This is a genomic window from Variovorax sp. Soil_C_17 (genome assembly GCF_057657265.1).
Genome location: NZ_JBDGIT010000005.1, coordinates 398,893 through 417,311 on the forward strand (window position 1 = coordinate 398,893; position 18,419 = coordinate 417,311).

Here is an 18,419-nt window from a genome sequence, read left to right on the forward strand (position 1 = left end):
ACGACTACCCGAGTCATCCCCGTTTAGCTAGAACGGGATTTCCAACCTCTAGGCAAGAAGACGGAAATGACGATGACCCAGAAGTCCTACCAGGCAAGGATACGGCGACGGCCGTCAAGTCCCACCGGTGTTGCGTGCTGAAGTCGAGCGCGAGAGTGCACGGCTGTCGGTGGTCAAGCAGCAGGTGAAGGCGCTGGAGGCTGAACGGCGCCTGGAGGTGGAAGCCGGCAAGCAGCCGCTGGTGGCACACCTGACTCAGCTGCGGGCAATCGGTCTCAGGACAGCCTGGGTGCTGGACAAGGAGCTCTTCGGCTGGCGGCGCTTTGCCAACCGGCGCGAACTCGCCGGCAGTCTGGGTCTGGTACCCACGCCGTACGACAGTAGCGGCAGCTAGATGGAGCAAGGCATCAGCAAGGCCGGCAACAGGCGAGCGCGGGCGTTGCTGGTGGAACTGGCATGGGACTGGCTGCGCCTGCAGCCCGACAGCGCGTTGGCGCAGTGGTTCAACCAGCGCTTCGCCGGCAGCGGAAAGCGCATGCGACGCGTGGGCATCGTGGCGCTGGCCCGGCGCCTGGCCATCGCGCTATGGCGCCACCTCGAGCACGGTGAAATACCGGCCGGTGCGCTGCTGAAGCCGACCGCCGCCTGAGGCGACCCGAGCAACTCGAATCTGCCGGATGGATGGCGAGGAGCACATTCATGGTCAACGGTCGACGCGCCCGGAATGTCCGCGGGTCACCACACAGTGGCCGTCCAAACAGATGGGGCGCGTCCGCAACTGGGGTTTGCCCGTGCGCTTTGCGCGCATGCTGCATGAGGTGCAGGGGGTTTACACCCGCACGGATAGAAGTTCGTCAGAGCGCTGGCTCGAACGCTCGTCACGCCCCGACCTGGACCAAGATGCATCTCTCGAGCCGAACCTCAGCCGTCAACTCAATGCCGCGCAGAGACCCCCGTGAAATACCATCCACCAAGACGTGGACCGACAACGCTTGACAAACAAGTCCTCATAGAAGCGGACCCTCAGTTTTCAGTGGGAAGTAAGCCAATGGTCAAGGAAACACTCGGCAGCTACTACGAGGCGCTCAAGCGTGCGCTCAATCCGGCTTTCTACGAGACGGAGTGGACAAGCTTCCAATTGATGCCCGAGCGACCCGGAGCCCCGTTCGAGCGGGTCCGCGCCTGCCGTTTCGCCTGAGAAATTAAAGATGGTTGAAAAGCTCGTCCTAAAATTCAAACTACGCTGATCAGAGAGTTCAACGTAGCCTGGTCGAACTTTCCGAAGGCGTTGATTCGCAACGCCTTCTGCATCAACGTTGGGCGTAATCGACAACATCGGAAAGCTGATCGACAACCCCCAGGTGATGCGCTACCTGCGCAAGTACCACGAGGAGGTACTAGGGGTAAGGCACGGCTGCTGCCCGTCCTGCACGAAGCCGGCAGGACGCGGTCGCACAGCTTTGAAGATCAACTTGGCTGGAGGAGACGAGCGGACACGATCCCGTTTGGGCCCGCGTTGTTGAATTCGAGTCAACATCAACTCATAAGCTGCACTTGGCCAAGGCGGATCACCAAGAATCAGCGCGACAACGCCAGGCGAAAGTCAAAAAAAAAAAACCGGCTCATGAGAGCCGGCTTTCAGAAGAAGTCACTGGCCTCAGTAACGACCACCGCCGTAGCCACCGTTGCCATAGCCTATGTCCGAGCGTTTGCTCGCACTGTAGCCAGCCGCGCTGTAGCCACCTGAGCCGCTGGCCGCTTCGCGGGGACGGGCCAGGTTCACGACAATCGAGCGCCCGTCGACAGTCATCCCGTTCAGACCGTTGATGGCGGCTTGGGCGACTTCGGCAGAAGCCATTTCCACAAAGCCGAAGCCCTTGGAGCGGCCGGTTTCCCGGTCCATCATGACCTTGGCCGAAGCGACGCGGCCAAACTCGGCAAAGTTGCTCTCCAAGCTGGAATCGGTCACGGAATAGGGCAAGTTGCCCACGTAGATCTTGCTGCTCATGGAAAGAGCCTTTCTGAATGAAGGGGCGCAATGAACGTCGCGCCGTTGAAACACGGGTGTTCGGATCGGGAGTCCGCAGCAACCGGCAAGGGTGGATGGGATCTGCGGCAGCAGATCATCAGCCCGTAGGGGGATGCGGCATGCACGCTTGCAGCCAGCCCTGGGTGACTGCAAAGAGCCGGGCGGCTTCGCGTGAGGCAAAGGATTTGTCGAACCGGAATATTCGGCAGTAGCTGCCGTTCCCCTGCGAACGATGGACCGAGAAGGAGGCGCGAAAGCGGCCACAGTCGGTCTGGTGTGTCGTGGGCGAAACGACGTACTTGCCCATGGAGATGACGTTTTTTTGAATCTAATTCATTCAGGATCGCAGGCTTGAAATGAACCTGCGTGAGCCTTTCAGGAACGCGTTGGCTGCGGCTCGACAGACCAACGGGCGACAAGGTCGCAATGCGGCATGCACTGGGGCGGATTGCCGCCTGTGAGCAGGTTTGCGAGTGACGGCACGATCGAGCGCCGTGACTTGCAACAGGCGCATTATATCAGCAACTGCATCTACTGGTTAGGCAATATTCTGTTTTGTTCTGAAGAGTGCCAGGTGAATGTCCCACAGTCCTGGTCGGGAAGATCGCCTGGGCGCCTTCAGGGCACATCGTTCGGATGCGACATCTTCAACCACCGGGACTGAGCTTCCTGAACATCCTGTCCTAGGCTGGACGGTCGCGGTAAAGGCGAGGACTCGCTGCTGCCGATGCCATCGCGCTGCACGGAAGCGGCGATCCACGTCCGCCCGGTCTCACAGTTCTCAACGGTGTTCCACGCCGCAGCTGCACAGCGGAAGGGGGAGTGAAGTCTTCTGCGCCACACCTGGTAGTGGTAGTTCGTGTCGCGATGATCCATTGCCAACGCGCTGATGAAGCGGCCCGGGACTGGCGTTCAGGAGGCACTGCGAAGGCAGGGCGCGCGACGTGGGTCCACATCGCGCCTGCTTTCGGTCCGGAACCGCGAGCAGAAATCCCGAACTGCGACCTGCTCCTTCTACGTTCCTGACGGCGCAGGCCTGACGGGACTCTCCGGGGTCGCCGGGGTCTTGGACGGCCCGTCCGTCATCGGCGCAGCCCCAGTCGCCATGACTGCGGGAGACTGGGTCCGCACTGCCGCTGCGGCGGCTCCGTCCAGGTCTCGACCCCCGATGCCCGCCGCATGGCGTCAGACCTCTTGGCGGCGCTCGAGTAGCTTCCATCCTCGCACAGCGCCGTGCTGCCGGCAGGCGCCTTCGCAGCGCCGTGCTCGGGCGACAAGGCAAAGAAGTCATGAGCAGATGAGAAGAACCGGCTGATAGCGCATGACCGAACTCCTTGGCGCGTCCTGGGGATTCCTTCTTGCTCTGCGCAGAAGGCCGCGGCACCAGTCTTGATTGCGCTTCTGCGCAGGCCATCCTGTCCGCTGTCTGGCTTGGCGCAGTCATCTTGCCTGAAATGCTTGTCGAGCTACCGGCCTAGGCCGAAAGTGCAGCGGACAAACGCCGGCGCGCCGAAGATACTTTGCACCGAGTCCACTGTTTCGGCCGCGAATGGAAAACGGAAAGCTCCTCGTGATCGTGCAGGTCGCACAGGCCAGGCGCTTTGCCTGTCAGGCGCCCGGCTGTGGTCGAAGCACATATCGGCAGCTGTACCTGGTGCTTCTCAATGGAGAGATCGTCGTTCTCGGCGCAGGCTGCTTTCAGAAGATGCGGGGCAGCGAAGCTCCAGTTCGGCCCGTGTACGGGACGCCTCTCGTGCGTCGTCTCACCGACAGGCAGTGCCGTTTGCTCGCGCAAGATCCGGCCCAGCTGATCACCGAGATCGAAGCGGAGCACGTGCTCCCCTCTCGCGCGTCCCTGGCAGGTTCCCAGCCGGGCGAGCTGGCGCCGCGCGCCCGGATTCCTCGCTTGCCAGCCTGGACGAAAAGCCAATTCGGCGCGCAGGCAGAAAGAGAAGTGGAGGCCAAATATGGGCCGCGATCAGACCTCAAGGGCTGGCGCTCGCTGGTTGACCTTCGCATCAGGGAACTCGCCTACGGCGCCAACGATTCGAGCGCGTAGTCCCCACTCAGGTGCTCGGGCGCGGATGCAACGCCGGGGTGATCGCGCTCGCTGGTCATTCGGATGCTGGACCGGGCTGCCGGCGACCGGACCTGCAGGTTTGCGCACCTGGACCGCCCGGCCCACCGTGCGCGTGCGCCGGAACGCGACAGCGCAAGCTCGGTTCCGCAGCGGGCGCCGCTCGGCCGCACACCGGAGAATGGTGACGACGCAGCTGCCAAAGGCGCACCCTGCATTTATCAGGAAAGGCATGAAGGGTCGCGACATTCAACGTCAACGGCATCCAGGGGCGGATGCCACACCTTCTCGACTGGCTGCGGCAGCGCCGTGCGCCACAGCATGCCAACGCTGGTGGTCATCGTCCTCACAGCGCACCCGCACCCCTTGCTCGGCGTTGCATCGAGAGCCTCATGCGGCATCGGACCCCCTCCCTGGAGGATGGCCAGCCGCGGAGGAAGCCTGTAAGCTCATGATGGGCGCGATCGCGTTGACACCCGATGCTTGTTTCAGAAGGTGACCTATGCAAAGGCTGCTTTGCGGTCTGGTCTTAGCTGCGTTGCTTGCAATGTCCGGGGTTGCTCAGGCCGGCTGGCTCACGGAGCTGGGAAAGGCCGCGAGAGCCACGGGTCACGCGGCACCTTCACCGTCGCGCTTGTCCAAGACGCAGGTGTTGGCTGCCTCTGCAGGACTCGGGGCGGGAGTCGTCTATGTCGATGTGCAAGGCGCCAAGCTGTTCATGGAACTCGGCGACGCGGCGGGGCACGCGCTTGCGAGTAACACCGAGGACATCGCAGATCTCGCGGCGCGAGTTCACCCGAAAGGTGCTGCGGCGCCGAAGCGATTCGTCCTCACGCGCGAGAGCGCGATCGAACTCGGGCCGAACATGAAGCATTTGCTTGGAACGGGGGAGGTCTTTGTCGTTGAGCCGACGACCGGCCCACTGCAGGTCCTGAGCAAGGTCGTTACAGGTCGACCGAACTACTTCAAGCAGATCTACCCAGGCCTTCTGACCCCAATCGAATCGCACCTCTCGGCCGATCTGGCTCAAGCCCTGGCCGAGTCCATGAAGGGCGAGCGTGTGCGAGTCGCCGCGATGTTCTCGCCGAGCGAGGTCGATTCGCTCAGGCTCATGGCGATCGCCGCCGGGGACCGTCTGCTCGGCGCAGAGGCTCTCGCCGAGCGTGCTCTTGCTCCTACCCTCGAACGAATGCGCGGCGGCGTCCTGGTCGTTGTCGGCCACGTCGAAGACCAGGCATTCGTCTTGCGCGACGCGGCAGGTGCAACCATACGAACGCTTCGCTTCTCCGAGCTGGAGGGCCTGGCGGCCGCATCGGACGTGAGGATCATCAGCGCCGGCTGCGCTTCCCATTGCGGTGGCGCCACAGCCGGTTTTGCCAGACAGGTGACGGACGCTCAGATGGCCGAAGCGATCAAGGCCGCCTTCGATACGGACACGACTGGCGCCATGCTGGGCGCGTTTGGCAAGCACGAAGCGCTCATCGCCAATCAAGCCGCATTGGATGGCTTTGCCAGTTCGCGTCAGCTCCAACTCGCCCAGCTGCACTCGGGTAGCACCGCGGCCAGCAGCGCATCGCTCGCGGTCCGGCTCTTTGCGGCGGCGCGCAGGCCCGGGCTTGTTCTTTCCATCTGGCAGGCCCTGGGACCTGCCTATCTTCTGGGTGCAGCGGCAAGCGTGGTCATGTTCCGCACCAGTCGGGCCGCTTTCCTGCGCTCGTTTCCGCAACTGCCAAGCCCGGAGTTGCCTCAGAACCATGTTCGATATGTCGCCGCACTGGTGGGACGAACGCTGCTGTACATCGCGCTCTCGCCCCTCTTCGCTCTTGCCGCGAGCGCATTTATCGTCCTGGGGGGATGGGCAGGGCGCGAGGGTTTGCAAGCCTGGCTCTGGCGTTGCATTCGCGATCCGGCGACGGGCCTCACGGAAGGTTTGGCGTTTGCTGCCCGGATGGGGTCGTGGATACTTCTTTACGCTGGCGCGTTCGTGTTGCTTTCAGTGCCAGGCGTTTTCATGACCGCTTGGATGGTCGACCAAAAGGAAGCCGCGCTGTTCTGGCCACTTCTCGTGGCTAGCATCTTCTACTGGATACTTGCGATTGTCGCCGGCGTGAAGGCGCACAAGGCAATGTCGGTATGGCTGGATCGCCGCCTGGCGCGCCAGGCCGCCAAGAGATTGATGTCGACGTGAACGGCTCTTCCGATCCGGTTCCCACGCGCGGCCTGGCCTCGCTCGTTGCCGCGCTTCAGCCGGCGGCGATGAATCGATTGAGGGCGCAGTTTCCTGAAGAGCAGGAGCTTTTCGAGACCCGCTTCGTCCTGGGGCCCAAAGCGACAGAGACTGCAGCAGCCTCTCTGCGTCGCGCGAAGGCGTTGCAAGCGCTCGTCGAAGAAGCGCTAGCCGCCTCAAAGCTGGCCGTGCCCTACATCGTTCAGGCGATCGGAACGCGTATGCAGCGAGCGCGCCGCTCGCGCATGGGTGGGGGCATCGCAAGCATCCTGGGTGCGGGAATGATGGCCGCCCAAACGGCCGGAGCACTTCCCATCAACCTGCAACTGCTCTGGTCGACAGTATCGATGTTGGGCGCGCTGCTGGTTTTCTGGGGAGAGCATCTTGAAAAGCCACTGGTGGGTCAGCAGCGCAGTCTCGGTGAACTGCTCGCCGACGTGTTGGTCGCCGAGGACGGCATGTCCGAAGTGCGCCTGCGCATGCTCGCGGACGATGCGGCAGACACCTCCTCGCTCATGGACATCGCCCGGCGCGCCAATGAAGCTGCCGCGCGCATTCGAAAGGCGATGGTCTTCGGTGGATTCAAACCACCAGAACAAGGGCATTTGGTGCCGGTACGAGCAGGGCAGCTCGACTGATGCGTTCGACGCGGGCGCTGACCTTGCACCGGCCTCATCCCTGTGCGACTGGGCAGCGCGGCCATCGCGGCCGCAGGCGGAGCGCGTGGCTTGACCGGGGCGACCGAGCGACGCTCGAGAAAACGGAACTGCGGAAATCGCGAAAGAGTCGATCCCGGTCGGACTGCAGAAACTGCTGACCGTGGACCCGGACATCACGGCGGGTAGATCAAAACCCGCTCGGACTGGCGGCTACCAGGCGATCGGCGCCGCTTTGAAGGACAGGAGCTTGGTGTTGACGGCTTCGAACGGGTTCGGCCCGTCAATGAAACCCGGCGCCACGGGATGCGGCAGCGCGACCTCGCCAGCGCGTGTGTCCCAGGTTCCCGCCTGGGTGGCGGCCAGCTTCACGCCTTCGTTGAGGAGCAGCTTCTGGGCCAGTGCGCCGAGACAGAGGAAGACCACCTGTCCGCGCCGTCGCACCGCGATCGACCGCAGCACCTGTCCGACCACCGGTCGCCAGAAGGGAATGTGGCCGCGCAACTGTTCTGGTGCGCCACCCGACTTGTAGCGCGTGAGGGTGAGCCCGGCATTGAGAAAGAGCACGCCCTCTGCCTGCTGCAGCCTGTCGAAAAGGTCGCGCGGCGCTTCGAGCGCCACACCGGGTGTACCGATGTGGTGGGCGAAGGCGGCCCAGCTCATCTTCAGCACCGTCGGGTCCTGGGTGCGCGCCGCCACCAGCATGCGCAGCAGCACGCGCAAGCTGTTCGCGATCGACGCTGCCGGCAGATTCCAGGTGTCCGTGTCGCCCTGCTCGAAGGAGCGGCCGGTCGCGCGGCGCAGTGCCGGGTAGGGATCCTGGCCGATCAGCACGCAACGCACTTTGGAGGGTGCGAGGCCGTCGAAGGCGCGAAAGACGTGGGCATCGGCCCGCGCTTCGGGCAAGGGTTTGCGCCGCCTCGAGGGGTAGATGGGCTGCGCGTCGTCGTAGGTGAGGGCGCCGCCGACGGCGCTCGGATCGGGATCGGCGCCGGCGAGCGCCGTGCGCCAGGCCGGCGTAAGGTCGCCTCGCCAGTCGACGGCGAACTCGTTCAATGCGTCGCGCAGGAGGGCCATGCTGTGCCGGCATTCACGACCAGAGGTCGCGCAGGCCCTCCTTGATGGCATCGGGCACGTTCTTCTGCTGGTCCAGCGCGTCGAGGTAGCCCGCATCGTCGACCACGCTCAGCGCATCGATGGCCAGGGGCATGACGGCCGCCGAGAGTTTCCTTGTTTCCGCGAACACCGGCCGCATCGCCGCTGCCCGCAGGGTGCGCCCGCCGGGCAAACGCTGCGGGAGGTTGGCGCGCAGGTCGACGCCGGTGTCGAGGATCTCGTCGAGCGCCAGCCGCCAGGTGTTGGCACCCCCGCGCGCCAGGGCCAAAGGCGAGATCGGCCGCGGGCGCTCGGCCCTGCGCGCGAGCGCGGGCAGGCCGCGCAGCGCGCGCGTCAGGCGATCGCCTGCGGCGGCGAGCGTGAGCTTCTGCACCAGCGGATCTTCCGCCGGGTGCGCGAGAAACAGCATGCGGCCGGCACCGCCGACCTTGAGCGCCTCGCCGGCAAACCCCAGCCTGCGCATCAGCGCCGCGTCGCCAAAGCGGCCGACGCCGTTGATCATCACGAGCAGAAGATCCGACTCCTTGGCGCGGATGAGCTGCTGGTACGGGTCGCCCGAACTGCCCTCAACCACGATGAGGTCGGCGCGCTTGCCCGCCTCGAGCGTGCCGGCCAACCGCTCCCAGCCGAGCAGCCCGGCCGGCTCGCGCGTGACCATGGCGACCAGCTCACGCGCCGTGAAGATGCCCCCGCTGGCCTCGCTGAAGAGCTGTGCGACCTTGAGCTCGTTGAGCAGGTTGCGGCTGCCGGAGGGCGCCCAGTCGCAGCCGAGCGAGATCGGCACGCCGGCCACCTTGGCGGCGCCGATGTCGGCCGTGCCGCCGTACAGCAGCATGTTGCTGAAGGGCGACCACACCATGCTGCCACCGTTCGCCGCCAGCACCTGGAAGTCCGGCGCCTGCAGCGCCGCGGCGTGGATGCCGCACAGCGAAGGCGTGATCGCCCAGTTCGCGCCGCCGATCTGCAGCGCCTGGAAGGCGCGCCGCGCGGTCGCGTCGGTGCCTTCGCTCAGGTGCAGCAGGTAGCAAGTCTTCTCCTTCTTCAGGCGTGCGAGGAAGCTCTGTGCGTCCTTGGCGGCGACGTCCGGCACGCGGGTCGAGGCTGCGGGCAGCGAGGCTTCGTCGTCGGTGGCCTCGACGTTGCGCACCACCCCGCGAAAGTAGCGCCGGATGCCCGACTGGTTCGCCAGCGTGATGCCCTGGCCGGTCGTGGTGCCGCCGATCAACGCCTTGGCCTCGACGTAGCGACAGATGGACGCCAGCAGCTCGGGCGTGGCAGCCAACGTCTGCATCGGCGCGGAGATCTTGCTGTGGTATTCCGCGTGGCGGCCCCACTGGCCGCGGTTGCTGAACTTCCTGGGCACCTGCCACAGCGGCAGCACGTTGTAGGGCAGGTGGTTGTGCAGGTCCATCAGCCCGGGAAAGAGGGTGCCGCCGGTGTCCGTCACGGCGGTGCTGCCGAAGCCAGGAGGCGCGGGCGCCGCCGCCTCCTGCACGGCGACGATGTTGCCGTTGTGCGTGTAGACGCGGCCGTCGGCGATCACCTTGAAGGCGCCGTTCATCGTGACGACGCGGCCCTGGAGCACGAGCTTCGGGCTGTCTGCAGGATCGATGGGCTTCTTGGTCGCCATGGCTCACTCGTCCCGCCCGACGGGACGGATGTTGATGCCGCGCGAGCCGTCGAGCCGCCTCGGGCCTGCACCGATGGCCCCGGCGCGTCCCTGCGGGCCGGAGGAGGGGCCCTCGGTCTGTGCCCAGTTGGCAATGCCGTTCTGCAACTGCAGCGAGTAGTCCAGCGCCAGCGCGTTCGCATCGAAGGGCGCCCCTGCCTTGATGTTGCGGAAGTACAGGCGCAGCGTCTGCGCCGATGCATTGGCCGGCGGGATCGCGGCGCGCGTCGGGCGCGAGAGGTCGGTCTGGACCTGCGCCGTCGAATGGCAGGACAGGCACGAAGAGCGCGGGTTGTCGACCGGTCCGTTGAGACGCTTCTCGAAGCCCAGGTGCTGAGGAATCTGCAGGCCGGCGTTGATCCTGGTCTGCTGCAGCGCCTGCCCAGTGCCCACCCGCGTCGGATCGTTGCCCCACATGAGGCCCACCGGCACCAGCTTGTCCCAGGGCGTGGCGCCCGGTGCGTTGCCGTCGTAGACGAAAGTGCCGAAGACCCAGCCGGTGGTGGAGGCCGCGCGGCTGTCGCGCACCGCCACGTCGACCTGCAACAGGCGCAGCGTGGGCCGCGGGCTGGTGTTGCGGCTGCGGTTGATGTCGGCCTGCCATTCGACCGAGCCCGCGAGGTAGGGCACCTGGCTCACCGGCGCCTCGGTGAAGATCAGCTTCACGCTGACGGCCCCCACCGGGAACTTCGCCAGGCTCGGGTTGGGGGCGTCCGGGTCCTTCCACACACGCCCGAGGGTGTAGCCGCCGCGCGGGTTGTAGACGCTCACGGCCCAGTTCTCGAAGGTGCCGGTCTGGGTGGGGGCCAGTTCGCCCGGGCGCGATGCGCGCTCGCGCGTGAGGCCGCGCACGAATTCGCGGCCGGCCGCACCGACGTGCATCCATGGCGCGTGGTACCAGCCGCGCGTCGTGTTGTTCTGCACCACGAAGTCGACCTCCTTGTTGCCCTGGAGCGCGTAGTCCAGCACCGCCTTGATGTACTCGTTGGGCTGGGTGCGGAAGTCCAAGCTCATCCATGGGCGCGCGCCGACCGAGGGCAGTGTCTGCGGGTAGTCCTGCTTGAGCTTGAACACCGGGCCGCTCCAGCCCGCAGGCGGCGTGTCGCGGGCGTCGGGAAACTGCGCCGAAGCCGTTGCACAGCAAAAGGAGGAGACCGCAAGGAGTGCGGCCCACGCGGTGCGAGAAGTCATGGATGCTCCTGATCGTTGGCCTGGGTCCTGTCAAGGACGTGCGTCCACGCGGCGCTTCTGCAGCAGTTGCTCGTTGCCGAAGCCGAACAGCTCGATCACCTGGGTGCCCGCCGGGTACGGCACGACCACCGGCGTGCGCGCGCGCAGGCGCAGGCTGCTGCCCGGATGGCCGTCGAAGAGCACGTCCAGTCGGTCCAGGCCCGCGTGCCGCACCGTGATCTCGCGCGCTGTCTCGTTCGCAACGGCGGCCAGGCTGCTGCGCTGCTGCTGTCGCAGCAGGTCCACGCAATGGGCCAGCAGGTCGGGGTTGCCGGCCAGCAGGTCGTCGCGGGTCATTGCATAGGGCGTGCCGCCGATGCCAACGTCCTCGATCGGCAGGCCTTCGGAGGGGCCTGCACGGGTCGCGCGACGAAAAGAGAAAGACATGCCGATGCCGTCGGGCAGCACCGGCAGCTCGAAGTCCGTACCCGTCATGAGCGCTCGCAGGTCCTCGTAGTCCCAGACGTTTGCACCGCCGGCACCGGTGGCCGAGCCGACGCAGACGAAGGGGCCGATGCCGTTGTCGACGAAGCCGGCGCTGAAGAGATCGCCCGAGGAGTAGGTCGTCGAGTCGGCCACCAGGACGACGGGGCCACCATACTGCTGGCCGATCGAGTTGCATTCCGCAAAGGTCGTGATGGGCAGCGGCTGCGAATAGAGCTCTCCGTTGCGCACCGCTGCTTCGAGCGATTCCTTCCACGGTCCGAGCTCTGCCTCCATGCCGGGCAGCGCAGCAAGTGCGCGGGTGAATGCCGTGCACAGAAGAGAAAAGCGCGTCGGATGGATCGTCTTGGGCGTGAAGAGCTGCAGCGCGGATTCCGCGGCAAGGATGTAGCCGCCGGGATTGCCCCGCACGTCGATGACAAGGCCGTTGTCGGGCAGCAGGGCAATGAGCCGCTGCAGCTCGGGGATGAAGTCCTCCGGCGCAGCGTCGAAGCCATAGATGCGCAGATAGCCGATGGGTCCGCCGGGAATGGCCAGCGACTCGGCCTTGAGGGTGCCCGTGAGTTCGGTCTCGATCACCTTGGCGGTCGGCAGCTTGCGACCGGAAGGCGATCTGCGCGCCGGCGCAGGCTTGGCTTGTTCGCCGGTCAGCGCGCCGGGCGCGAAGAGCAGCATCTTGGCGCGGCGCGTGATCGCGGCCGCCGGATCCACCGCGCGCGTGTGCCGCAGGCGCGTGGCCGCGCTACCCGAAGGACCGCTCGACTGCATCTTGTCGATCTCGCCCGGATCGACCACGCGCCAGGGAATCTTGATCTCCCGGGGTGCACCGGTCGGCGTGCCATTGGCGGCCGTGCTGCGGTAGCCGATCACCACCCAGTACTCGTCTGGCGGGGGACCGTACTGCAATGAGCGCAGCGTGAGACTCAGGACCGACCAGGCGCGCTGGTTGTCTGGCCGTCCACCGACTTCCTCGTCGGCATGTCGGCGCACGGCCTTGTCAATGGGAGCGCCATTCCAGAACTCCAGCACCACACCCGGCTTGAAGGCCGGGTCCAGGCCCGCGCCCACACGGGTCACGACGTAGGTCGGCGCCTCGGGGGGGCCGAACACCTCGACCAGGAAAGGCAGGGCCGCCACCTTGGTCGACAGGCTGGTCGGGCCGGCGTAGCGGGTGTGCGCGTCGCGTAGCCGCGTTACCGTGTCGGCCAGCTCGAGATGAAATTCATAGCTCGACAACTGATCGACTTGCGTGCGCAGGATGCGCAACCTCTGCACAGGGTCCGCGCCATAGCGCGCCCGCTTGAGCGGCAGGTGCGCGAACACGCCTTCCATGACGCGCTCGACGCCGTCGACGAGCTTGAGCCGCTCGGCCTTCGTCAAGGAGGAGGGTGAGAGGAATGGGCCGGTGAATGCGCTTGGCGTACCCTTCGACCGCGCTCGCCTGGCGCCAGCTGCCGCCGGCCCCCCGGCACGCCCCACAGGTCCTGTAACGCGCGCAGCCCGCTTTGCGCTGGCGCTTGCGACGGGTGCAGTCTCGATGACCTCGGAAAGTGCAACACCGCGCTGCACGGCAGCCAGCCGGTCCTGAACCATGGTCGCTCCTCACGTTGGTCGGTTGGTGTCATTCCCCAAAGGGGGCGGCTATCCCACGTCCAAACTCCCCGACGCGCATCGTGACTTGGCGGCGGGCTCGGCGCATCAGACAAAGGGGATATGCCCGAAGCCCAATCGCTCGCCTGGGCAGCTGCAAATTGCGTGGACCATGTCCAACGACACGCGCGCAGAGATCCAAAACCGCGAGCGGCTTAGGAAAACATGCCCCGGTTCAGCGCTGGGGACTCGGTTTCCACGCCCTGATCCACGTCCTTCACGCCCTATGCGGATTTTTTTGAAGAGCTTGGCCACGGCGGCGACCTGGCGGTCGAGAACCGCTCGGGCTGCTGCGCGTGGGTGGCATGCCTAGAGTGCGCGATGGGCGCTGCGTCCACCTTCTTCACGGTGCTCTGGGTCATCATCACCAGCGCGGCGCCGTCGTTGATCGAGGAGCTGGAGGCGGCGGTGATGGTGCCGCCTTCCTTCCTGAAAGCCGGCTTGAGGCTGAAAATCTTGTCGAGCTTGACCTTGCCCGGGCCCTCGTCGGCCTTGACCAGGGTGTCGCCGCCGCGGCCCTTGAGCAGGACCTGCGAGGGGAAGGCGTCAAGCAATGGTGACCGCGCGATTTGCCAAAGACCACGATCTCGCCTACACGCTCCAACCGTTCTGGCAATTTTCACATAGAGAGGTATCAAGCGTCGAATCAGACTGCCTCCAACCAGCACACTGCGCATTCATCGTGTCCATGCATTTGTCGATTTCGAGTTTTCGCACCTTCGTTGCCTTTGAGCAGCGCGGTCGAACTATGTTGGGTACTTAGCCCGCTCACATCGTCAGGCGTCCCCTCAAAGGCAACGAGTTCAGCTCGTTGCCTTTTTGCTTTATTGGACCTGAATCATGTTCAATCTCAATCCCTTTCAGTGGTGGTCCGAGCCAGTGCAGGTGAACTCGGGCCAGGGTCACAATCTCTCGCTGTGCCTTGTGGTGGTGGTTCTGGCCTGCTGCGCTGGCGTCGTCGGCTACGACCTCACGCCAAGTGTCCTCTTCGTAGCGGATGGGAGCCCGGTTCGGCTATTGCAATTGACCGATGCTCAGGGCGAGTGCCCCGCACCCCGTCGTGTGAGCTTCCTGGCTACTTGGGATGGACAGGCGGTGCGTGGCTGCTGGATGCGCGAAGAGGCCAACGTGCGCGTCACCCTTCCAGGCGAAGAATGGATCGTGCCGGTGGGTAGTTCTCGGCCTACCGCGTACGCTGAGTATCGGCATGTCACGTTGGACTAGCGGCGCCGTCGTGGGCTTCACCGCCCTGACTGCTTCCACCGATCCATGACACTGTTCGGCGTTCCGATCGCTTGCCGCCACGATGCCACTTGCGCCGTTGCGGCGACGCTCGACCTGCACTCTGCCATCGACGAGTTTGCACTGACCCGGCGGATCTTCTGGGGTGCCCCTTTAAGCTGCACAGCGGCTTCGACACGGGCCGGATCGTAGATCGTCAAGTGATGCCCGCAACTGCATCCTTGCCATGACCATCGATAGCATCAACATGGCCGGGCACTTGCGGAGTACCGCTTGCGCTGGCGAGATTTTCGTGAACCGTGCGATCTGGCAACAGGTCGCAGAAGACTTCGAATGCACCGGCGCTGACGTTGCGATCTCCAACAGCCGACTCGTCTCGATGGACGCGCGCGGCGTCACCTTCCGCTGAAAGAATATCGAACCTCGGGGGCGCGTCTTTTGGGACGTCGCAGCTGTGAAAGCGGGGCGACGAAACCAATGCTGGATGAAGCGAAATGGCACCCGGCGGTCGACTGCCTCGCCTTGCGAGTTTCCGCATAGCAGCGTTGCCGCCACCCTCGAGGCCGGCGCGGCGTCGCTGCCTATGATGGCCGCATCGTCGACCCTTCCGGTCGTGTCCTCTGGAACATGCCATGCCACGGATCTCACTCCCTTCCCCAGACACCATGGACGCTGCCCAGCGGGCGGTGTACGACAAGATCGTTACCGGCCCGCGCGGAAAGATCCAGGGACCGTTGCGCGCGGTCCTGCACAACGCCGAACTCGCAGACCGGTGGCAGGCGCTCGGCGCGCTGCTGCGCTATGGCACCTCGCTGCCTCCGCGGCTGTCGGAGATCGCCATCCTGGTGACGGGGCGCGCCTGCCGCTCGCCCTTAGAGTGGTACGCGCATCGCGTCGAGGGCGAGAAGGCCGGCATCCAGCCGCCCATCATCGATGCCTTGCTGGCGCAGACCGAGCCGCCGGGGATGTCGAATGACGATGCGCTCGTGTGGCGCTATGCGGTGGAGCTGAACCGCGACAAATCGGTTTCGAACGCGACCTATGCCGCGGTGCTGCAGCGCTTCGGCGAGCGCACGGTGGTCGAACTCACGGCGCTGATCGGCTACTACACGATGGTCGCCATGACGCTCAACTGCCACGAGATTCCGCTTCCCGAAGGCGTGCAGCCTGCCTTTCCGCTGCCGCAGCACGAAGCGCTCCGATGAACAGCGCCGACGCGCCGGGCAGTTGGGACTGCCACGCCCACCTCTTCGGCCCCTATGAACGCTTCCCCCTGGCGGCGGAGCGCAGCTACACGCCGCCGGAGGCGATCGAGCCGCAGTACATCGCGTTGCTGCGACGCCTCGGCCTCAGCAACGGCGTGCTGGTCCATCCCAGCGCATATGGCGATGACCACTCGCTGCTGCTGCATGCACTGGCGGTTCAGCCCGTGCTGCGCGGCGTAGTCGTGGTGCGGCCCAACAGTCCGCTGGACCTGGCGAGCCTGCGGGCGCAAGGCGTGCGTGGTGCCCGCTTCAGTCATCGCAGCGGCGCCGGTGCCAACTTTGCGGGCAGCGCATCGCTGGCCGACCTGCACGCGCTCGCGCCCCGGCTCGCCGATGCCGGGCTGCACGCGGAGCTCTGGACCGACTGCCGTGCACTCGGACAGATCGCAGCGCAGCTGCGGGCGCTGCCAGTCGCGGTCGTCATCGACCACATGGGCGGCTTCGATCCGAAGGCCGGCGTCGACGACCCCGGCTTCCGGACCTTGCTCGGCCTCCTGGAAACGGGAAGAGTGTGGGTGAAGCTGTGCGCCTACCGCAACCTGTTGAACGAAAGCGATTGGGAGGTCGGGCGCGAGTTCCAGCAGAAGATGGTCGCCGCCAATCCCGAGCGGCTGGTGTGGGGCAGCGACTGGCCCCACCTGCGTGTAACGCCGACTCCGGATCCAGTCCAACTGCTGGACATGTTCATGGAATGGGCGGGCAGCGATGCCGTTGTGCGCCAGGTTCTGAGCACGAACGCGGAACACCTGTACCGCTAGTTTCCTCAGCCCTCGACCGGTCGGGTCACCTGGAAAGAGTGCCGTTCGCACAGCGCGTCGAACCAGTGCGCCAGACGCGGTGCCTGCGCCCGCCAGCCGAACGCGTCGAAGCGGTAGTCGAGATAGCCGACCGCACAGCCCACCGTGACTTGGCCGATCGAGAAGGGCTCTGCCGCGAGGGTCGCCGCTTCCGCATCGAGCATACGCAGCGAGGCGCTCGTCTTCAGCTCGAAGGCCTCCAGCAGCCGCTGCAGCGGCACCTCGCGCTCGCGCTCGTTGCGCCACAGGATCAGGGCATCGAGCAGGCCGTCGCCGAAGGCATGCCAGCGCAGCGCCTGCCAGCGCCGCTCGCCTTGCGCGGGGAACAGCGTTCCGCAAGCCAGTGCATTGAGGTACTCGCAGATCACGGCCGAATCGAAGAGCGCGGAGCCGTCCTCGCGCACCAGCGTCGGGATCTTGGACAGCGGGTTGACCGCCATGATCGCGGGGTTCGGCTGGAGCATCGCGGCCACCGAACGCACCAGTTTCAGCTGCGGCGCGAGGCCCAGTTCATGCGCGCACACCATCACCTTGCGCACGTAGGGTGATTTGGGTGACCAGTGCAGGGTCAGAGAGGCAGCCATCAGATCACCTCCGCCTTACGCAGCGCTTCGATGTCGGCGCCGCCGTAGCCCAGTTCGCCGAGGATCGCCTCGCTGTGCTGGCCGAGCACGGGCGGCGCGCTGCCGGCCGGCAGGGCCTCCCCGCCGAAGCGCATCGGGCTGGCGACCTGCGGGGTGTCCACGCCGCTCGGGTGCGGCGCGTGGCGCAACAGCCCGCGCGCCTTGACCTGCGGATCCTTGAACACGTCGGCGACGGTGTTGATGGGCCCGCAAGGCACGCCGGCGCCGTCAAGCGCGGCCACCAGCTTCTCGCGTTCCCATTCGGCGAACTGGTCGCGCAAGAGCGCCGACAGCTCGCCGATGTTGCGCACCCGCTGGGCGTTATTGGCAAAGCGCGGGTCGCTCGCCCACTCGGGCTGGCCGAACACCTGGCACAGCCTGGCGAACTGGCCGTCGTTGCCCACCACCAGGATCACGTCGCCATCGGCGCAGGCGTACACGTCCTGCGGCTGGATGTTGGGATGGGCATTGCCGTTGCGGCGCGGCACCTTGCCAGAGACCAGGTAGTTCATGGCCTGGTTGGCGAGCGTTGCGACCTGCACGTCGAGCATGGCGATGTCGATGGTGTCGCCGACGCCGGTCCGGTCGCGCCGCGCCAGTGCCGCCAGGACGGACACGGCGGCGTACATGCCGGTCATGATGTCGACGATGGGCACGCCCACCTTCTGCGGTCCGCCGCCAGGCCTGCCGTCCTTCTCACCCGTCACGCTCATCAGCCCGCCCATGGCCTGGATCAGGAAGTCGTACGCCGGCTGGTCGCGGCGCGGGCCGGTCTGGCCGAAACCGGTGACCGAGCAGTAGATCAGGCGCGGGTTGATCTCGCGCAGCGAGGCCTCGTCGAGCCCGTAGCGCGCCAGCGTACCGGCCTTGTAGTTCTCCAGCACGATGTCGGCGCGGGACGCCAGCTCCTTCACGATCTTCTGGCCTTCCGGCTTCTCGAGACTGACCGTGATCGAACGCTTGCCGCGGTTGACCGCAAGGTAGTAGCCGGCTTCCCGAGTGTCATGGCCCTCGGCGTCTTTCAGGAAGGGCGGCCCCCAGGTGCGGGTGTCGTCGCCGGTGCCGGGCCGTTCGACCTTGATGACTTCGGCGCCCAGGTCGGCCAGGATCTGGCCTGCCCAGGGGGCGGCGAGGATGCGGCTGAGGTCGAGAACCCTGACGTGGGACAGCGGGCCGGTGGCAGTGCTCATTGGGCGAATCTCCTTGATGCCCTTGCATTCTCGAAGTCGCCGTGCCGCCCGACTAGCGCCCGGGCGTCAACCCTGTGATGCGCCCGCGCGCAACTCGTCCTTCACGCCCTTCAAGCGGCCCTTCGCGAGCTCCAGCTTGGCGATCGCGTTGCGGTGCACTTCGTCCGGTCCGTCCACCAGCCGCACGGTGCGCTGGTGCGCGTA

17 protein-coding genes and 3 pseudogenes are annotated in these 18,419 nt (G+C 65.8%); 9 read left to right on the top strand and 11 right to left on the bottom strand.

The features are described from left to right. Positions 1-115 precede the first annotated feature (115 nt). Positions 116-649: pseudogene (locus tag AC3A6Y_RS24680) on the top strand (transposase); the annotation flags it as partial. Between the two features lie 399 nt (positions 650-1,048). Further along, positions 1,049-1,198, top strand: coding sequence for a hypothetical protein (locus AC3A6Y_RS24685; RefSeq protein WP_487870875.1), 150 nt, complete (start codon positions 1,049-1,051; stop codon positions 1,196-1,198). 459 nt (positions 1,199-1,657) lie between these two features. Here the strand turns inward: AC3A6Y_RS24685 and rbp are convergent, their stop codons facing one another. The 3 genes from rbp to AC3A6Y_RS24700 form a co-directional block, all read right to left on the bottom strand. Then, the gene (gene rbp / locus AC3A6Y_RS24690) at positions 1,658-2,008 is read right to left on the bottom strand and encodes an RNA-binding regulator (protein WP_487870876.1); all 351 of its coding nucleotides are present in this window, start codon (positions 2,006-2,008) and stop codon (positions 1,658-1,660) included. A gap of 118 nt (positions 2,009-2,126) precedes the next feature. Further along, positions 2,127-2,336, bottom strand: coding sequence for a hypothetical protein (locus AC3A6Y_RS24695; RefSeq protein WP_487870877.1), 210 nt, complete (start codon positions 2,334-2,336; stop codon positions 2,127-2,129). 775 nt (positions 2,337-3,111) lie between these two features. Further along, positions 3,112-3,306, bottom strand: coding sequence for a DUF3761 domain-containing protein (locus AC3A6Y_RS24700; protein ID WP_487870878.1), 195 nt, complete (start codon positions 3,304-3,306; stop codon positions 3,112-3,114). 293 nt (positions 3,307-3,599) lie between these two features. On the opposite strand from AC3A6Y_RS24700, the gene AC3A6Y_RS24705 reads away from it, so the two are divergent. The 3 genes from AC3A6Y_RS24705 to AC3A6Y_RS24715 all read left to right on the top strand — a co-directional run bounded on the left by AC3A6Y_RS24705 (position 3,600) and on the right by AC3A6Y_RS24715 (position 6,971). After that, a complete protein-coding gene (locus AC3A6Y_RS24705; RefSeq protein ID WP_487870879.1) occupies positions 3,600-4,088 on the top strand; it encodes a hypothetical protein in 489 nt (162 codons plus the stop codon). Positions 4,089-4,740: 652 nt separating this feature from the next. Continuing rightward, entirely contained in the window at positions 4,741-6,294 is a 1,554-nt protein-coding gene (locus AC3A6Y_RS24710) for a hypothetical protein (protein WP_487870880.1), read from the top strand. Next, the gene (locus AC3A6Y_RS24715; protein ID WP_487870881.1) at positions 6,291-6,971 is read left to right on the top strand and encodes a hypothetical protein; all 681 of its coding nucleotides are present in this window, start codon (positions 6,291-6,293) and stop codon (positions 6,969-6,971) included. The genes AC3A6Y_RS24710 and AC3A6Y_RS24715 overlap by 4 nt, the downstream gene beginning before the upstream one ends. 231 nt (positions 6,972-7,202) lie before the next feature. Here AC3A6Y_RS24715 and AC3A6Y_RS24720 read toward each other — a convergent pair whose 3' ends face one another. From AC3A6Y_RS24720 to AC3A6Y_RS24740, 5 genes and pseudogenes are all read right to left on the bottom strand, one after another. Next, positions 7,203-8,066, bottom strand: coding sequence for a uracil-DNA glycosylase family protein (locus AC3A6Y_RS24720; RefSeq protein WP_487870882.1), 864 nt, complete (start codon positions 8,064-8,066; stop codon positions 7,203-7,205). Between the two features lie 13 nt (positions 8,067-8,079). Next, on the bottom strand, positions 8,080-9,735 hold the full coding sequence (locus AC3A6Y_RS24725; protein WP_487870883.1) for an amidohydrolase family protein: 1,656 nt from the start codon (positions 9,733-9,735) through the stop codon (positions 8,080-8,082). Positions 9,736-9,738: 3 nt separating this feature from the next. Further along, complete coding sequence (locus tag AC3A6Y_RS24730) at positions 9,739-10,965, bottom strand: hypothetical protein (protein ID WP_487870884.1); 1,227 nt, start codon at positions 10,963-10,965, stop codon at positions 9,739-9,741. A 30-nt stretch (positions 10,966-10,995) separates the two neighbouring features. Next, positions 10,996-12,828: a S41 family peptidase gene (locus tag AC3A6Y_RS24735; protein ID WP_487870885.1), complete on the bottom strand. Its 1,833-nt coding sequence runs from the start codon at positions 12,826-12,828 to the stop codon at positions 10,996-10,998. A 504-nt stretch (positions 12,829-13,332) separates the two neighbouring features. Further along, positions 13,333-13,628 (bottom strand): annotated as a pseudogene (locus AC3A6Y_RS24740) (thiolase family protein); the annotation flags it as partial. 310 nt (positions 13,629-13,938) lie between these two features. Here AC3A6Y_RS24740 and AC3A6Y_RS24745 point away from each other — a divergent pair. The 4 genes from AC3A6Y_RS24745 to AC3A6Y_RS24760 all read left to right on the top strand — a co-directional run bounded on the left by AC3A6Y_RS24745 (position 13,939) and on the right by AC3A6Y_RS24760 (position 16,363). Then, positions 13,939-14,322 (top strand): hypothetical protein, encoded by a 384-nt coding sequence (locus AC3A6Y_RS24745; RefSeq protein WP_487870886.1) that lies wholly within the window; start codon positions 13,939-13,941, stop codon positions 14,320-14,322. Positions 14,323-14,566: 244 nt separating this feature from the next. Continuing rightward, positions 14,567-14,749: a hypothetical protein gene (locus tag AC3A6Y_RS24750; RefSeq protein WP_487870887.1), complete on the top strand. Its 183-nt coding sequence runs from the start codon at positions 14,567-14,569 to the stop codon at positions 14,747-14,749. A gap of 256 nt (positions 14,750-15,005) precedes the next feature. After that, positions 15,006-15,545 (top strand): carboxymuconolactone decarboxylase family protein, encoded by a 540-nt coding sequence (locus AC3A6Y_RS24755; protein ID WP_487870888.1) that lies wholly within the window; start codon positions 15,006-15,008, stop codon positions 15,543-15,545. After that, a complete protein-coding gene (locus AC3A6Y_RS24760) occupies positions 15,542-16,363 on the top strand; it encodes an amidohydrolase family protein (RefSeq protein ID WP_487870889.1) in 822 nt (273 codons plus the stop codon). The genes AC3A6Y_RS24755 and AC3A6Y_RS24760 overlap by 4 nt, the downstream gene beginning before the upstream one ends. A gap of 5 nt (positions 16,364-16,368) precedes the next feature. Here AC3A6Y_RS24760 and AC3A6Y_RS24765 read toward each other — a convergent pair whose 3' ends face one another. The 3 genes and pseudogenes from AC3A6Y_RS24765 to AC3A6Y_RS24775 all read right to left on the bottom strand — a co-directional run. After that, entirely contained in the window at positions 16,369-16,986 is a 618-nt protein-coding gene (locus AC3A6Y_RS24765) for a glutathione S-transferase family protein (protein WP_487870890.1), read from the bottom strand. Next, positions 16,986-18,215: a CaiB/BaiF CoA transferase family protein gene (locus AC3A6Y_RS24770; protein WP_487870891.1), complete on the bottom strand. Its 1,230-nt coding sequence runs from the start codon at positions 18,213-18,215 to the stop codon at positions 16,986-16,988. Before AC3A6Y_RS24770 ends, AC3A6Y_RS24765 begins: the two co-directional genes overlap by 1 nt. Positions 18,216-18,281: 66 nt before the next feature. Further along, positions 18,282-18,419: pseudogene (locus AC3A6Y_RS24775) on the bottom strand (acyl-CoA dehydrogenase); the annotation flags it as partial.

Excerpts from the sequence above, each read along its gene's own strand:
- AC3A6Y_RS24685 (WP_487870875.1), top strand. The coding sequence starts at position 1,049 with ATGGTCAAGGAAACACTCGGCAGCTACTACGAGGCGCTCAAGCGTGCG.
- rbp (WP_487870876.1), bottom strand. The coding sequence starts at position 2,008 with ATGAGCAGCAAGATCTACGTGGGCAACTTGCCCTATTCCGTGACCGAT.
- AC3A6Y_RS24695 (WP_487870877.1), bottom strand. The coding sequence starts at position 2,336 with ATGGGCAAGTACGTCGTTTCGCCCACGACACACCAGACCGACTGTGGC.
- AC3A6Y_RS24720 (WP_487870882.1), bottom strand. The coding sequence starts at position 8,066 with ATGGCCCTCCTGCGCGACGCATTGAACGAGTTCGCCGTCGACTGGCGA.
- AC3A6Y_RS24725 (WP_487870883.1), bottom strand. The coding sequence starts at position 9,735 with ATGGCGACCAAGAAGCCCATCGATCCTGCAGACAGCCCGAAGCTCGTG.
- AC3A6Y_RS24730 (WP_487870884.1), bottom strand. The coding sequence starts at position 10,965 with ATGACTTCTCGCACCGCGTGGGCCGCACTCCTTGCGGTCTCCTCCTTT.
- AC3A6Y_RS24745 (WP_487870886.1), top strand. The coding sequence starts at position 13,939 with ATGTTCAATCTCAATCCCTTTCAGTGGTGGTCCGAGCCAGTGCAGGTG.
- AC3A6Y_RS24750 (WP_487870887.1), top strand. The coding sequence starts at position 14,567 with ATGACCATCGATAGCATCAACATGGCCGGGCACTTGCGGAGTACCGCT.
- AC3A6Y_RS24755 (WP_487870888.1), top strand. The coding sequence starts at position 15,006 with ATGGACGCTGCCCAGCGGGCGGTGTACGACAAGATCGTTACCGGCCCG.
- AC3A6Y_RS24760 (WP_487870889.1), top strand. The coding sequence starts at position 15,542 with ATGAACAGCGCCGACGCGCCGGGCAGTTGGGACTGCCACGCCCACCTC.
- AC3A6Y_RS24765 (WP_487870890.1), bottom strand. The coding sequence starts at position 16,986 with ATGGCTGCCTCTCTGACCCTGCACTGGTCACCCAAATCACCCTACGTG.
- AC3A6Y_RS24770 (WP_487870891.1), bottom strand. The coding sequence starts at position 18,215 with ATGAGCACTGCCACCGGCCCGCTGTCCCACGTCAGGGTTCTCGACCTC.